General features: G+C 43.7%; 14 protein-coding genes. 1 reads left to right on the forward strand and 13 read right to left on the reverse strand.

The annotated features are described in order from the left end of the window. The 8 genes from KCX82_RS20155 to KCX82_RS20190 all read right to left on the reverse strand — a co-directional run. Positions 1-527: CoA transferase subunit A (locus tag KCX82_RS20155; RefSeq protein ID WP_227020277.1), on the reverse strand; the 527-nt coding region annotated here is incomplete at its 3' end. Between the two features lie 16 nt (positions 528-543). Continuing rightward, complete coding sequence (gene kamE / locus KCX82_RS20160) at positions 544-1314, reverse strand: lysine 5,6-aminomutase subunit beta (protein WP_227020278.1); 771 nt, start codon at positions 1312-1314, stop codon at positions 544-546. After that, on the reverse strand, positions 1314-2870 hold the full coding sequence (kamD, locus tag KCX82_RS20165) for a lysine 5,6-aminomutase subunit alpha (protein ID WP_227020279.1): 1557 nt from the start codon (positions 2868-2870) through the stop codon (positions 1314-1316). Before kamD ends, kamE begins: the two co-directional genes overlap by 1 nt. Continuing rightward, positions 2860-4548 (reverse strand): lysine 5,6-aminomutase reactivase ATPase KamC, encoded by a 1689-nt coding sequence (gene kamC / locus KCX82_RS23185; protein WP_227020280.1) that lies wholly within the window; start codon positions 4546-4548, stop codon positions 2860-2862. Before kamC ends, kamD begins: the two co-directional genes overlap by 11 nt. Next, positions 4548-5576, reverse strand: coding sequence for a lysine 5,6-aminomutase reactivase subunit KamB (kamB, locus tag KCX82_RS20175; protein ID WP_227020281.1), 1029 nt, complete (start codon positions 5574-5576; stop codon positions 4548-4550). Before kamB ends, kamC begins: the two co-directional genes overlap by 1 nt. A 270-nt stretch (positions 5577-5846) precedes the next feature. Beyond that, entirely contained in the window at positions 5847-7106 is a 1260-nt protein-coding gene (gene kamA, locus KCX82_RS20180) for a lysine 2,3-aminomutase (protein ID WP_227020282.1), read from the reverse strand. Positions 7107-7693: 587 nt separating this feature from the next. Beyond that, complete coding sequence (gene kdd, locus KCX82_RS20185) at positions 7694-8725, reverse strand: L-erythro-3,5-diaminohexanoate dehydrogenase (protein WP_227020283.1); 1032 nt, start codon at positions 8723-8725, stop codon at positions 7694-7696. 258 nt (positions 8726-8983) lie between these two features. Then, on the reverse strand, positions 8984-11062 hold the full coding sequence (locus KCX82_RS20190; protein WP_227020284.1) for a sigma 54-interacting transcriptional regulator: 2079 nt from the start codon (positions 11060-11062) through the stop codon (positions 8984-8986). Between the two features lie 169 nt (positions 11063-11231). On the opposite strand from KCX82_RS20190, the gene kal reads away from it, so the two are divergent. Beyond that, complete coding sequence (gene kal / locus KCX82_RS20195) at positions 11232-11621, forward strand: 3-aminobutyryl-CoA ammonia lyase (protein ID WP_264373344.1); 390 nt, start codon at positions 11232-11234, stop codon at positions 11619-11621. Between the two features lie 114 nt (positions 11622-11735). Here the strand turns inward: kal and mnmM are convergent, their stop codons facing one another. The 5 genes from mnmM to KCX82_RS20220 form a co-directional block, all read right to left on the reverse strand. Continuing rightward, positions 11736-12311, reverse strand: coding sequence for a tRNA 5-(aminomethyl)-2-thiouridylate-methyltransferase MnmM (gene mnmM / locus KCX82_RS20200; RefSeq protein ID WP_227020285.1), 576 nt, complete (start codon positions 12309-12311; stop codon positions 11736-11738). A 69-nt stretch (positions 12312-12380) separates the two neighbouring features. Beyond that, positions 12381-13085, reverse strand: a complete 705-nt coding sequence (locus KCX82_RS20205; RefSeq protein WP_227020286.1) for a pseudouridine synthase — start codon at positions 13083-13085, stop codon at positions 12381-12383. 61 nt (positions 13086-13146) lie between these two features. Then, complete coding sequence (locus tag KCX82_RS20210; RefSeq protein WP_227020287.1) at positions 13147-14496, reverse strand: amidase family protein; 1350 nt, start codon at positions 14494-14496, stop codon at positions 13147-13149. A gap of 150 nt (positions 14497-14646) precedes the next feature. Then, positions 14647-15948, reverse strand: a complete 1302-nt coding sequence (locus tag KCX82_RS20215; protein ID WP_227020288.1) for an FAD-dependent oxidoreductase — start codon at positions 15946-15948, stop codon at positions 14647-14649. 168 nt (positions 15949-16116) lie between these two features. Further along, complete coding sequence (locus tag KCX82_RS20220; protein WP_227020289.1) at positions 16117-16515, reverse strand: hypothetical protein; 399 nt, start codon at positions 16513-16515, stop codon at positions 16117-16119. Positions 16516-16538 lie beyond the last annotated feature (23 nt).

The following is a 16538-nucleotide window of genomic DNA, read 5'->3' on the forward strand; positions in this document are numbered from 1 at the left end:
CTCGTTGCCTCGTTGTACAGGGTATTGCCGAATTCGTCGGTGACGGAACCTCTGATGAGTGCAAAGTCTGCCTTCAAGGGTTTTTCCAGAAGATAGTCTTTTCCATCCACGTTGATGACCTGCTTTCCTTCTGCCACGATGGTTCCCACTCCAGTGGGGGTCAGGAAGCCTCCCAAACCGGCTCCGCCTGCCCGGATTCTCTCTGCCAGCGTTCCTTGGGGCACCAGAATGCATTCCAGCTTGTCTTCCGGTACATCTGTATTCATTTTTTGCGCCACTTCCGGATTCAGGCCTACATGGGAAGCGATGAGAGTTTTGATCTGGCCGTTTGTCAGGAGCTTTCCGATTCCTCTTCCCGGTACGCCGGCATCGTTGCAGATGACGGTGAGGTTTTTAACCCCTTTTTCCACCAGTGCATCGATGAGGATTTCAGGTGTTCCTGTAGCCATGAAGCCGCCTACCATGATGGTTGCACCGTCCTGGATGGGAGCAACTGCTTCCTGGGCAGTCTTGATTTTATTGATCATAAAACGTTCTCCTTCCTTACACTAACTTTTTCTTGACAATTTCTGTAAGCACAAAGGATGCCACATCTTCCGCATAGGAGTGCGCTCCAAAACCTGCATCATAACCTAATTCCTGTGCCAGCTCATGAGATATTCTGGGCCCGCCGCAAACCAGAATCATCTTATCTCTGATTCCCTCTGCCTCCATAAGTTCAACCAGATTGGTCAGGTTTGTTACGTGAACATCCTTCTGGGTTACAATCTGAGAAACCAGAATGGCATCGGCGTTTACCTCGATTGCCTTTGCAATCAATACCTCGTTTGGCACCTGGCTGCCCATGTTGATGGCTTCGATTCCATGGTAACGTTCCAAACCGTAATGGCCGTGGAAGCCCTTCATATTCATGATGGCATCAATACCCACGGTATGAGCATCGGTTCCGGAGCAGGCTCCAACGATGACGACTTTCCGTTTAATATTTTCTTCGATATATTTTTCACATTCAAGACGATCCATCACATCCACATCAACTTTTGTCACTTTGATGGTGGTATAGTCTACCGTATGCTGGCACTTACCGTAAACAACAAAATAGGTGTATCCGATTCCCAAATCCTTGGAAAAGACAACGGCTGGCTCATCCAGGCCCATTTTCTTTGCCAGCAGCTTGGCCGCCTCATTGGCTTCTTCACCGTAAGGAACAGGCAAGGTAAAGCTGAGCTGCATCATGCCATCGTTCATAGTATCGCCATAGGGCTTTATTTTTGTTAAATCTACTGTCGTATTTGCAGTGGCATTACAATTCATTATTTGGCACCTCCTAACATCAATTCAATAAATGGATTGAAGTAGCTTTCATCCTTAACGCAGACGCCGGCGAGACCTTTTCCTCCGTCTCTTGGGCGTTTTACACCGCCGAATTTTCCCTTCTCAATGGTGGAGAAAAGACCTTCCTTTTCAATTTCATGAAGGAGCTTATCTGCTTCGGCAAGAACGTTCTGTGCACGTTTCTGGATGATTCCATCCTCTTTAAACTCCACTTCGTCTCCAAGATTTCTTGCATTATTGAAGATATAGGAAGCATTTTCAATGGACAGCATTCTGTCATGTAAATGGGGTGTATGAATGGCCTCCGTAAGCATTCCAAGAAGCTGCAGAGACTGTCCGGACCAAACCGCAATCATATTGAACAAGGCATCCTGAATATGACCTTTAAAAATATTGCCGGTCATAAACTTTGTAGGAGGCATATATTTCAAAGGGGCTTTTGGGAATATTTCTCTCGCCATGATGGCCTGTGACAGCTCATAAAGGAATCCGTTTTCAATCTCAGGATCCATTTCAAATGCATGGCCAAGTCCCATCTGTTCCTCCGGAATATTGGCAAGTACGGCAAACTGTTCGTTGATAAATTGGGATGCTAATACGGTATGTGCTTCTTCAAAAGCATCGGCGGTGGTTAAATAGTTATCTTCTCCTGAGTTGAAGATAATGCCGCAGTAACCGATAATGATTCTTGAGAAATATTGGTCAACGAGCGTTCTCTGCATATTGATGTCGCGGAACAGAATTCCGTAAAGAGCATCGTTCAGCATGACATCCAGTCTTTCTATAGCTCCCATAGCAGCTATTTCAGGCATACACATGCCGGAGCTGTAGTTGCATAAACGAATATATCGTCCTACTTCCTCTCCTACTTCATCCAGGGCTTTTCTCATGATCCTGAAGTTTTCCTGAGTGGCATAGGTTCCTCCAAAACCTTCTGTAGTCGGTCCGTAAGGAACATAGTCCAGCAGGCTCTGGGCTGTGGTTCTGATAACGGCAATAATATCGGCACCCTGTCTGGCCGCAGCTTGTGCCTGAATGACATCTTCGTAGATATTTCCGGTTGCTACGATGACATAAAGGTAAGGCTGTCTGCCTTCACCAAGAGTTGACAGATAATCATTTCTCTTTGCTGTCTGCGCTTTGATTTTTTCCAGTGACTCTTTTACAACAGGAAGAAGCTTTTCCTGCGCTTCTTCTGCGGAAGCTAAGGGCAGCTTCATGATATCAAGGTCTCCGGCTGCCATTTTTTCTGCAATCTGCTGTGGTGTAAGTCCTGTCTGGATCATGGTATTTCCAATCCAATAGGCAACACCTCTGGGCAGTCCGCCGCCATCCTTAATAGCATCGACCACCACGTTGGGCAGCGGTGAATCCACTTCATCCACGCCGTCAATGCCTAAAAGCCTTACAACGGTTCGTTCGGTACTTACTGTGGTATGCCTGTCGATAAAGGTCTGCATACTTTCCGCAATTCTGGCGGCACAGGACCTTGCGCTGTTAATTACTTTTGGGTCAAGATTTAACTTACTTTTCATCCTTTTTCCTTCTTTCTCCCTCATTTTTCAATGTTTCGATATAGTTCCAGCCAGACGAATCCAAAATTTCTTTTGCCTTTCCAATGATTTCGTCGTTAATGCCTAGTATTTTTGCTATATTTAAAGCGTCCTTCGGTATTTCCTCGCCGCTTTCAGCCGAATACAAACGATAATCCATGTATTTTCCGATGATGTCTATCCGCTCTTTTCTGTTTGCATATTTCAGTTCTCGTTCCAGTTTTCGAAAATCGGCGTTTGCAAGCCCCATAACCTGCATATTCCGAATTCCCTGGCCTACCGTGACACTGTCAAAATGCGTGGTGATCAAACTGATGTAGGGTCTTATTTTTAAATATTCAACCAGGCTCTTTGTCAGCGCCAGCCCCTCGATGGGATTGGTTCCGCTTGCGATCTCGTCAATGAGCAGAAGGGATCTCTCCCTGCTGTGATCCAGGATTTCCTTCAGCTCCTCCATCTCACCGCCAAAGCTGGACAGGCCCCTCTCCATGGACTGGCTGTCGCCTATGAGAATGTGAACATAGTTGGAAAGTCCGAGTTTCGCTTCCCTACAGGGCACGAAGAATCCGTACTGCGTTAGTAATGCCACAAGCCCAACCAGCTTCAGGGATACGGTTTTGCCGCCCATATTGGCCCCTGTAATGCAGGTAACCCCATCCTTCAGAGCGATACTGACAGGGCAATAGGATTTTCCTTTTGATTTTAAAATGCCCTCTACAATAAGATGTCTGCCCTCCTGTATTTCCATTGCATGATCTTTTACAACAATCGGCTTAACACAGGAATGCTGTTTCGCATAAATAGCCTTGGCAAGAGTAACATCGAGTTTTCCGATTTTTTCACAATTTTTCAACAGGCTTTCGCGAAAGGTATAAATTCTTTTTGAAAGCCTTTCCCGAATCTGCAGTTCCTCGTCTTCAATAATCACTGCCAGAGCGTCCATTTCCCTGATAATGCCCTCAATTTCTTCCGTATTTTTCAGCGTGAATATGACTGACATATAATCTTCGTCACCCACCACAAGCTCGGGAATTTCATGAACGATTTTTACCAGTTCCTTATTGGACTTAGAAACCACGTAGTCAAACTTAGGTGACATGGAAATGCCGTATTTGGACTCCACCATCTGCTTGATCTGTTTCTGTTCTCTTCTGATTTTCAGTTCCAGATCCCTTTTTTTCTTTCTCTGCATTGCAAGTTTTTCAGAAAATTCATCATAGAGATAAAAAGTATCCAGACGGTCGTTTCTGGGATCCAATTCATCTAAAAGTGCGGCAGTTCCAAGCAGAACAAATTCCTGAGAAAGCTCTTCACCTTCCAGGATTTCGCTTAACCGCCTCATTTTTAAAAGCAGGCTCTTTATTTCAAATAACTCTACCACGGTTAAAGCATTGTTTTTACTTCTTTCGATGGTAAAACTTACGTCCTTCATATCCATGAAGGTTTCCAGCAGTAAATCAATTTTCTGCGGTTTTTCCCCGTACAAACACAGTAATTCCTCAATCTTTTGGAATTCTTCCTCAAGACGGGTTTCCTCTCCCGGCATAAAAGGGACAAATTCCTTCAAATGTTTCTTTCCGAAGGGGGTTAGAACATTCATGTCATGAAGGACATGTTCCAGTCCGGTTTCGTTTCGTGTCTTGACATTGGATAATCTCACTAAACTCCCCCTCCCACTTTTACATCAAATACAGGGATATCCTCCACTGCATCCCGCATGGCTTTCAGAAGTTCTTCATGCTCAAAGGAATATCCTGCCGGAGAATAAGGATTTACAGTCAGAGCCGCTACCTCTATATGATCCAGCACCTTTACCGAAAACCCTTTTTTTCTTAACTGCTGCCAGGGTAAAGCATCCATAAATATTTTGGTCGGATCCTTCAATATAAATTGCACATTTTTCAATTTTGCCGGATGAATATCCGCAATGACACTCATCGTAAAGGCCCCGGGCATATATATGTATTCCGTCTCCTCATCGATTGCCTCGTCTAGAAATCTGCTGGCAGAAAGTCCCGTCTTAAGATCCAGCACTTCAATCTTTCCTTGTTTCATCAGCATGATTTTCTCAGCTTCCCGATTGGAAAGAATGGCATCCCGAAAAACTCCCGGTTCCAGTTCCGGCAGACGATACAAGCTTAGGATATGCACCGTCTCCTCCACGACTTTTTTCAAGCTTCTGGACAATACCGCACCGGTAGCCAATATAATGGCATCGGAGGTCTCAGGAGCGGCAATGGATTTTCTATCCACAGCTCCGTCAATCAAAATCAGCTCCGCTCCAAGGTCAATCATTTCCTGACACATTTTTTTATGATCTTTTGTATTGACCGGTCCTGCAATCTGCACATAACCGCTTTCCGCAACTCTGCAAAGCATCATTTGCCCAAGTGCAGTGGAATAGTTGGTCATCCTCAGAATTTCCAGTCCTGCATCAGCCAACTCATATAATTTTACCGGTACGGATACAATGGTTCCTGCATCGAGGAAAACCCTCGGCTTGTCTGTTCCGGTTACCAGATCGGTACTTTCGCCATCTCTGCCCGTTGAGGTGATTCCCAGTACAACACCGTCATCCATAGCCTCTTCAATCAGGTAATTCAGTGTTGTCGTCTTCCCTGCATTTTTAGCCATTCCGACGATAGACAGGGTTTTATATTCTTGCTTTAATTGGCTTAGTAGACCCATATGGTTTCCTTTCTTTCTTAGTTGCTTCCTGGGCTTGTTGTATCCGGCACCCGAAATGAGCTAGATTTTGTATATTCGTAACAAGCTCTTATCAGCAGGGACTTGAAGGAAGTTCCGGCAAATTCTCTTCAGTCGCCGGTGGCAGCACGTCATTAGACGATGCTGTCGAATTCGGCCAAAGCGCCTTCAAAGAATTTGCCAGTTTATGAACCATCACGTCACGTCAATTCCCCTGTTGCCTTTTTATCCTGTATTTTTATTTTTTATTTCTTATTTATTTCTCTTATGTCTTTGGAGGCCTTGTGGTTCCATGGACATTCTTTCTCCCTGCAGCAGGCCTGCAACGCCTTCATAATGATATTCTTTCTTGCCCGTGCAATAATCGCAGGTGCATTCCAGCTTCGGCAGGTCTGTCGGCTCGGTATAAGTAGTGATAACGCCTTCATAGTTTCTCAGGATCACTTTTTCCGGTGATTGAGAAATGATGTATTGCGGCATTACCGGAGTCTTTCCGCCGCCGCCGGGAGCGTCTACAACGAAGGTAGGCACAGCATACCCGGAGGTATGTCCTCTCAAGCCTTCGATAATTTCAATGCCCTTGGCAACGGAAGTTCTGAAATGCTCAATACCCAGTGACAAATCGCACTGATAAATATAATACGGTCTTACTCTGTTTCGTACCAAAGCGTGAACCAGATCCCTCATAATATGTGGACAGTCATTGACGCCTCTTAAAAGTACGGACTGGTTTCCAAGAGGAATCCCTGCATCGGCTAATTTTCTTAATGCTTCCATGGCTTCCGGAGTCATTTCCTTCGGATGGTTGAAATGAGTATTCAACCAAATCGGATGGTACTTTTTCAGCATATTCACCAGATCATCGGTGATTCTCTGAGGCATTACAACCGGTGTTCTGGATCCTAATCTCACGATCTCCACATGCGGTATTTTTCTCAGCTCACTGATGATGTACTCCAGTACACTATCATTTACAAGGAGACAGTCTCCGCCGGACAATAATACGTCCCTGACTTGAGGTGTCTTTTTAATATATGCAATGCATTTATCGATGTCATCCATGCTTCTTGCGCCATCTTTTTCTCCGGCCAGTCTTCTTCTGGTGCAATGTCTGCAGTACATGGAGCACTGGTCGGTGATGAGGAGCAGAACTCTGTCCGGATAACGATGCGTCAGTCCAGGAGCCGGAGAGTCCTCATCTTCATGCAGTGGGTCAAGCATATCTGCTTCACTTCTGTGGGTTTCTGCAATTACAGGTACAGCCTGCATTCTTACGGGACATCTTGGATCTTCTGCGTCCATCAAAGATGCGTAGTAAGGGGTAATACCCAGTCGGAAGCTTTTTAAGGTTTCCCCGATATTTTTCTCTTCTTCCGGAGTCAGGTTGATGATTTTCTTGAGCTCTTCCACGGTGGTAATACGGTTGGCAACCTGCCATTTCCAGTCATTCCACTGTTCTTCTGAAATGCCCTTCCATGCTTCGATGTCTTTCCAATTTCTTCTTTCTGACATTTTTTAAATCCTTCCTTTCTTAGCTCGCCCAATTTGCGAAGCAAATTGTTGGCGAACTTATGCAAGAAAATCACGAATTTTATATTCGTAGATTTTTACTGCGACTTAGCTCGCCCGATTTGCGAAGCAAATTGTTGGCGAACTTATGCAAGAAAATCACGAATTTTATATTCGTAGATTTTTACTGCGACTTAGCTCGCCCGATTTGCGAAGCAAATTGTTGGCGAACTTATGCAAGAAAATCACGAATTTTATATTCGTAGATTTTTACTGCGACTTAGCTCGCCCGATTTGCGAAGCAAATTGTTGGCGAACTTATGCAAGAAAATCACGAATTTTATATTCGTAGATTTTTACTGCGACTTAGCTCGCCCAATTTGTGAAGCAAATTGTCGGCGAACTTATGCAGGAAATCCCAAATCTACACAAAAACGGATTCGAAGATTTCTGCTGCATACATGTTCCAAGCTTTGCTAACGAGCTTGCTCCTTAGATTAAACAGGCTTTATTTCAGCCTTTACATATAGGATCGAATATCCTCAGATTAAATAAAGGTTCCTTAGATTAAATAAACAGATCCGTTTCTGTTAAGCATACATTTCAGCAAATAAGTTCTTCAGTGGTTCGCATTCTCTCAGCACTTGAAGTGAAATTGCTGCGTGTCCTTTACAATAGCCATTTCCTACGATCATATTCACGTCCTTGCCAACACCTTCCGCACCTAATGCTGCTTTGGTGAAGCTGGTAGCCATACTGAAGAAGTAAACAGTACCGCCGTCTTTTGTTGTGAGGATGCTGGCCATTTCTGTATTTTCGATATTTACGCAGTTGATAACAACATCTGCAAGCTTTCCGTCTGTCAGTTCCATGATTTTATTGTAGATTCCGATGGCATCCGTAGCATCCGCCGCAAAGTATTCGTCGGCAAGATTCAGCTTTCTGGCTCTGTCTGTGCTCTTTTCGCTGCCGCCGATGCAGATTACCTTACCGGTTACGCCGGCTCTTTTCTTTGCTTCATAAAGGCAAAGGAGTCCTGATTTTCCGCCTCCGCCGATCACTACTACCGTATCGCCGGACTGAACAAGCTTGGCGGTCTGAGCCGGTGCCCCTGCAACGTCAAGCACGGATAATGCCAGAGTCTCCGGAAGATCTTTCGGAAGTACGGCATAAATTCCGCTTTGGAACAGGATCGCCTGTCCTTTGATATCTACCTGGTCAATGTCAGGTCTTACTTCAAGAATTTCTTCAATTACCAGCGGAGTCAGTGAAAGGGATACTAATGTTGCAATTTTATCTCCTACTTTAAGATCTCCTACATAAGCAGGTCCGATTTCCTTTACCGTACCGATGAGCATTCCGCCGGAACCGGTAACCGGATTCTTGTGCTTTCCTGCCTTAGCAACGATTCCAAGCATGATTTTCTTTATTTCTTCGATATCTCCGTTTGCCTGTCTTTCAATTTGTGTAAAGCTAGCAGAGTCTACATTTAAAGTCTGAACGTCAATTAAAACTTCATTGTCGTAAATTTCCATCGTGTTGTCGATGACGTCTGCAGGCTGTGGCAGTACTCCTTTTGGTGAGATGACTCTGTGTGTACCATATGGGCATCCTTTTTTCATTCTTTGTTTCCTCCTAAATATTTCTCTTCAAAATTCAAATACTAAATAAAAAATGTGTTATGTAACTATATATAGCAAGTAGTATGCCAATGGTCTATTGTTGAAATCCTCATGAAGTTCCCGGTTTTCGAACCGGATCCACAGCAAATTGCTTGTGTCCCCGAACCATTTTCGGTTCATGCAAAAAAAGAGAAAACGGATGGCCTGTATTTCAATAGTTTACCCCATTGTAACCATTCCATCCGTATCGAAAGTCCTTTACGAGATCTGATATTTACCTTTCTTTCTGATCAACTGTGTCTGGCTGATCCCTATAGCTTTTGCGGCCTTTCTCGTGGAGCCGTATTTATCACAGGCATATTGAATAATATTTTTCTCAAAGCTTCCTACCATGTCATCTAAAGTAAGCATTCCGCCGTCTTCAAAGGCGGTATCACCCACATTCTCTCGAACCTTGTCGAAAAGATCCGTATGCAGCTCCTTCATCACATCAAGAGATGTAATGGTTTCGCCTTTTGCCGTAATCAGCAGTCTCTGTACTACATTTTCAAGCTCTCTGATGTTTCCGGGCCAGCTGCATTCCTTCAAATAAGCCAGCGCATCCTCGGCAATGGTTCTTTGCATCCCGAATTTTTCCATGTACTTCTTCATAAAGTACTCCACCAGAGCCGGTATTTCAGCTTTTCTTTCATCCAAAGACGGCACTCTGATCGGGAACACATTCAAACGGTAATATAAGTCTCTCCTAAATTTTTTCTCTTCTATCAGTTTTTCCAAATTCCTATTGGTAGCGGAAATAATCCTTACATTGGTTTTAATAGGTTCGGTTCCGCCAACTCGATAGAACTCGCCGTCCTGCACCACTCTCAGCAGTTTTGCCTGTAAGTCCTGAGGAAGTTCTCCCACTTCATCCAGAAAAATGATGCCGTTATCGGCCATTTCAAAGTATCCCTTTTTCCCTGTCTGATTGGCTCCTGTAAAAGAGCCTTTTTCATATCCAAAAAACTCGGATTCCATGAGATTATCAGCAATAGCGGCGCAGTTGATCTTAATAAAGGGCTGCATCCTTCGATTGCTGTTTTTCTGTATGATGGTTGCCACTTTTTCCTTGCCCACGCCGGTATCTCCGGTGATGAGCACATTGCAGTCATATTTGGCGACACTGAGAATCTCATCCACCACCATAGTCATGGCTCTGCTTTCACAGATAAAATCCTCCACAAGACTCTTACGGTATCCGGACAGTTCAAAGCCTTTTTTAGTTCGGCCCAAAGGATAGGCAATATTATCTTCCACCTTGCTTTCGGTGACTATGGCCTTCTCCAGATAGGGAGCCAGTTCTTTTACGATCTGTATATCAAATTCGTCATACCGGTCAAGGTAGCCGTCAGCACAGCGGATATCCAGCTGCCTCGAGATGGATTCGGTGAGATAAAGCGCAATATTATAGTTGTTGATGAGGTTGGCAAAGCAAACCGTCCCCCCTGATTTGGTAGCGAGTATATTAATGGTCTCCGCCCCCGGAATATCAGCACAGTTGATGCTGAGATCAAAGAAGGCATCCGCATTGAGTCTGGTAATACACTCCATAGGCTTCAGGATATTGACATAATGGATTTCCGTAAATATTTCAGACAGTAATGTATCGATGCTCTTTCCCTTCACCTTCATTTCCGATTTATTATCGAAAAGGCAGACAATGTGAGCAGACGGCCCTGCGGCCTTTCTAACGGCATAGCCAAAGAGCATGTTGGTTAACAAATTATTGCCCACTACCAGAAAATTTTCTTTCCCTTTGGCACAGCTTCCGACGGTATAAAGGGTTCCGGATTCGTCAAAGGCATAAAGAAGCAGATTTACCGGCACTCCCTCCGGCCTTTTTACCGTAGGAAATTTATCGAACAGAATAGCGTAGCCTTCCGCGTCAATTTGATTATAGGTCATATCCACCCGGTTGATTCTGCTGATATAAAGCGGTATGGCCGCCAGCGAGGCATTGCAGATCACCTCGTCCCCAACCTTCAGTCCCTTTTCATTGTGATACTCCGGCCCGATTTTCTCAACCGTTCCATAGAGCAGCCCCCCGGTATCCGTAACAGGGTTATGGAGCTTTCCTCGTTTAATTACAATATCTATGATTCTGTCTTTAATTTTTTCAATATTATTATTACATTCAATGCAGATCTGTTTAAAGCTCGTGCTCTCAATATGTAGCTTTTTAATGGAAACCCTAAGCTCATTGGGAAGGATTTCTCTATTATTGTCTACTTTCCAGGCTGAAGTGGACAAGACGTGCTGAGGCTCGATGACCCGGTTTGTTCCATATAAATTAAACATATTGTCCCCTCCTTATTTTCTTTCACAAATAGAATCATGAGAAATGCACCGAAACGAAATCGGTTCACTTTCCGCATATTATAAGGATAACCTATTGGCATACTATTTGCAATTTATTTTTTATATAAGGTATAATAAAAAAGTATTGAAAATCAAAAGGAGAAAGATTATGGAAAAGATTACTTCTACCATTAGATTAAGAATGTCGCACAAGGATGCTCATTACGGCGGCAGCCTGGTGGATGGAGCTCACATGGTTCATTTATTCGGAGATGTCGCTACGGAGCTTCTGATTAAGCTTGATGGAGATGAAGGCTTATTCTTAAAGTACACCGATGTTCAGTTTTTAGCACCGACTTTTGCAGGAGACTATATTGAAGCATACGGAGAAATATATGAAGTAGGAAATACATCGAGAAAAATGAGATTTGAAGCAAAAAAAGTAGTGGCTGCCCGTCCGGACATCAGCCCATCCGCTGCGGATTTCCTGGACGAACCTATCGTGGTTTGCAGAGCCGAAGGCATCTGTGTAACACCGAAGGAAAGTAAGAGAAAATAAAACATCAAAAAAAATAAGTTCGCCCTCAATTTGTTTCACAGATTGGGCGCGCTTATATTAGTAAAGAGCCCAATGATCTTTGAGAATTGGGCTCTTTGCTTTCCGATAACAGCCTTATTTTTTTGTAATAAGCAGCAGTTCCGGAGGATTTTTCTTTTGATTGGGATAACTAAGATATGCGGTATGATACTTCTTTTCTGAAAGCTGCGAAGCAAAAGAAAGAAGTGCTTCTTTTTCGTGCATTCCTTCTTCATGTCCGCTGTAAACAATCAGTACAACAATGCCGTTTGGCTTGATGAATTCCAGAGATTTCTCCACTGCCGGCAGCGTGGTCTGTACTTTGGTGGTCAATTCCTTGTTCGCCCGGGGGAGATAGCCAAGATTAAATACAATGGCAGAAACACCTCCCTTTTCCTCTTCTGCAAGATAATTCCCCATATTATGATGGGAATCCAGGATTAGCCTGCAAACGTCGAAAAAGCCTTCTTCCTTTAGAAGGCTTTCCGTTTTCTTCAAGGCTTCTTGCTGAATGTCAAAAGCAAGAACCTTTCCCCCTTTGCCTGCCAGTTTTGCCAACGCCAGGGTATCGTTGCCGTTTCCTGCCGTAGCATCAATGACCAAGTCTCCGGGGGAGATATATTCTTCCATGATTTTCACGGATAGTCTGGTTGGCTTTGTAATTAGATTCATAATCGTTTTCCTGGTTTGCAGAATGTAATCCCAAAATTTTATCGTTTGGTGTCAGAAAGTCCGTGCCGCTTAGCACTCTTTCAAATATTCGATTTCTTTCGCCGTAAGCTTACGATAATGCCCCTGCCTCAAATGTCCCAGGTACAGTTCTCCGATAGCAACTCTTTCAAGTTCAAGCACTTTATTTCCAACGGCTGCAAACATCTTTCTGACCTGTCTGTTTTTGCCTTCAAATATTTTGATCTCCACAATAGCTGATCGTTCAGCCTGCTTGATCACATTTACGATTGCTTTTGAAGTGACAAAACCGCCGATATCCACGCCGTTTCTCAGCTTATAAATCTTTTCATTGGAGAGCTGCCCGGAGACTCTGGCCCGATACGTTTTATAGACATGATGCTTCGGATGAGTCAGCTTATAAGCAAGTTCACCGTCATTGGTCATCAGAAGCATGCCCGAGGTATTATAGTCCAGCCTTCCGATGGGGAATACCCTTTCTTCAATATCATTTACCAGGGTCATTACCGTCGGTCTGCTTCTTTCATCCTCTGTAGAGGTGATATATCCGATAGGCTTATTCAGCATGATGTATACTTTTTTGGCGTCTTTCCGGATAGTTTGTCCATTTACTTCAACGACATCTCCTTCTGCCACATCGTAACCCATCTCTTTCATAATCATGCCGTTGACTTTTACTTTCCCCTGCTGGGTCAGTTCATCCGCCTTTCTTCTGCTGGCGATTCCGGCCTGCGCAATATATTTATTCAAACGCATCTTGATTTCTCTCTTTCTTTTTCATTTTACCTAACAAGATATTTTAACATAAATCTGCCAACTATGAAAGTCTTGGCACTGCCCGATATCCAATCATTTCTTCTATCCTCCCTGCCATTCTTAAGAGTTGATTGTCCTTTGATGCCGTCAGATAAAAGCCGTAGGGCATGCCATCCCGGAATAATCCATAAGGAATTGTTATGATTGGGAATCCTGTATATTGAGAAATAAAATCATTTTGAAATAGAATACAAACGTCAAGATTACTCAGCTGTTTTTCCATTTCCATTCTTTTCTTTTGTCTATCCAGCAGCATTTGAAGATAGTTTTCTTCCCTTAATTCTCCGCTGGTATTTTCTTCAGCGTCCAGCAATATGGACTGACCATATTTCAACGCTTGATCCGAGTGCAAAAGATTATACTCTATAATGTCCTTCAGAGAATGTATCGGATACGTTTCTGGCAGATTAGACAGATAACGGTTCAGAGAGTATTTAAATTCATGGAGCTGGATTGTTTTTATGTCATCCGCCTGCACTTTCGGCAAAGAAACATATTTTATCGTGGCACCTGATTTTTCCAAATGCCGAATGATCTCTCCGGCTTTTATTTCCATTTCCGGCGACAGATTTTCCATGGAGGACTGGTGGATTCCAATTACCGTCTCTTTTAGATTTACATCTTTTATGTCAAGGCTGGTATTTTGAATTTCGGAAAACAAAATAGCTGAATCTATGACGCTGCGGGTCATTGGCCCTGCCGTATCCAGCGTAAAACTAACAGGGATAACGCCCTGCAGGCTCAGCGCTTCTATTGAAGGACGAAAGCCGACAATGCCGTTATGAAATGCCGGTTCGGTGATGGATCCCGAGGTATCGGTACCCAGCGATGCGGCACAAAGATTTGCTGTTACCGCTACAGCTGACCCTGTACTGGATCCGGAGGGATCTCCGGTTTTATTGTAAGGAGATCTTACATCTCCGCCTCTTGCGCTGTAACCGGCCTTCATGCCTCTTGCCATATGATTGGCGAATTCCGTCATGTTGGTCTTGCCAAGAATCACCGCACCCTTTTGTCGCAGGATCTTAACAATATCCGCATCGGAAGGAGCAATGGAGTCTGCCAATGCCAGTGAACCGGCGGAGGTGTGCATATGGTCCGCTGTGCCGATGTTATCTTTTAAAAGAATGGGGATTCCGTACAACTTGGATCTGTTTTCCGGCTTCTTACCATCCAGCTCCGCTGCGATGGACAGCACCTCCGGATTGATTTCCAAAATGCTGTTCAGCTTGTCTTCTCCCTGGTCATATAAATAAATTCGTTTTAAATATTCTCCAACGAGCTCTTTTATGCTTATTTTCTGATTGCATATCATCTCATGGAGCCGGCTGATGGTCATTTCCTCAATCATTCGTGTACATTCTCCTTGCTCTATAAAAGTTAAGGCTGTCAAATAGTCATTGACAGCCTTATTTTATGCATTTCTATTAAATAAATTATATTTTCTTATTATAATTGAGTACAAGCTTACAAATTATTTATAAGCGATACATAATATCTACTAAATAATAGGTTCCTTATAAATATTCTCCAGATCATATTTTTTTACTCTTTTCCTGACTGCTTTCGGATCTGTCGTATAAAGACCCTTTTCCTGCATTCTTTGGAAATATTCTGCGCCTGCAAAGGTATATCTCGTCATCAAACCGTCTTTGGTTTTGATCTTTCTGTTTGCATAAGAGATCAAATCTCCTGTTGCAAGCTGCCTTGGCAGTTCCAAAGGCCGAATGCCCTTTAAGTATCTTGCGCTGTTATAACCCGCAAGGGTTCCTGTTGTAATCGCCTCTGTATGACCCACAAAAAGTCCTGATTTCTCTCCGCCGCAGAGAAGGTTTTCAAGACCGGTTACCCGCATATGATTGTCTCTCTCCGCTACTGATAAGTATCGAACGGAATTGCCTTTTCCGCCTGCATAAGGATCGGCGTATCTGGCATTTTCAAAGCCAGGTACGGCTCTCAGCTTCTCCAGAGGAAAATAGGGGGTCATAATTTTTGCATAACCTGTATCTAGTAAAACAATATTTTCAGCATATTCATCCAATGCATATTGTTGACATACTTTTAAATCGAGTTTTTCCTTGGCCACTTCTTCCTGCCTCAGCGGAATGACTGCCACTCCGGTTTCCTCAAGCATTTTCTGAATGTCTTCAGAGAGTGATGATTTTTCCAGTTTACCAGAGCCGCTGAAGGCACCGAAGGCGCCATCCTTTCTCTGACCCATAATATCATTCTTGCCGGCCTTTTGTGTAATACTGACCCTTGGGCCAAAGGCAGGACATCTCAGGACACACATACAGCATCCGTTTCCATAAGTAAGACAATTTCCCATAGGGCCTGTGGATCCCGTACATTCTACAAATACATCACCTTCTATGATGCTGCCGTCCGCAAGTACGATTCCCTTGAGAACACCATCTCCATTGGCAGTTTTTTCTGTTTCCATAACCACATCCACTGCTCTGGCTATGGTTCGGACTTCAATTCCTGTTTCCTTTAGAAGGCGCCTTACCTGTGGTTCGACTTTTATGACATCGTACAGGCTGGCGTGTTTGTGTCCTGGAAAGTCCACATTGACATGCCGGGACAATTTATCGGTGATCCCAAAGAGTTCACTTGCTCCGAGTGCTATATTTTCTTCGGCGGCAGTAAATCTGCCGTTGTTTCTCATAATACCACCAACATTACCAAGTCCAAGCAGCATATCTGTTTTCTCCACCAGGGAAACCTCTGCTCCCGCTTTTCTTGCAGCCAAAGCAGCCGCGATGCCGGACCAGCCTCCGCCGATGATCACAACTTTATACATCTAATTGCCTCCATTTGTTCAAAATATGCTATTAGCATATTCGCGGCAGGAGGGAAATGATACAGGAAACCGGGAGCAATTTACGGGTAAACTTGGTCTTCTTAAGAAAGGTAAAAATTTACAGTGTCCGCCTTAGTTTCAGTGTATATTTAACATTTTGAAAGCGGGCTATTCATCAGGCCAGATCAATTTCTTCTCAACATCATTTGAGAGGTAGACCTCATCTATGGTCTCCGTATCGCAGGGAATCTTAATGTCAAAAGATGCATCCCCATCCCAAATACCAAAAAACAAATTATATTTCAGACCGATGTAAAGTTTTCGATCAGCTATGTCATACACATATCCCACAAAACGGTCTCCACTGTATGTCGTACTGCCTCTTACAGCAATATGATCCTCATTGACAATAACATCGCTGACATAAATTCCACTGGGATAGGTACACATCTTAAAATCCCAGAACCGCCAGCCATATCTTGCCCATAAAAAGATGGTGCTGCTGATGCAAAAGAGGATCAGAACAAAAATTATAATTTTTCGGACTATTTTATTATTGATTGCCATTTTATCAACATTTCCTTTCGTGT

This window comes from Sinanaerobacter chloroacetimidivorans (assembly GCF_018128545.1).
Taxonomy (GTDB): domain Bacteria; phylum Bacillota; class Clostridia; order Peptostreptococcales; family Anaerovoracaceae; genus Sinanaerobacter; species Sinanaerobacter chloroacetimidivorans.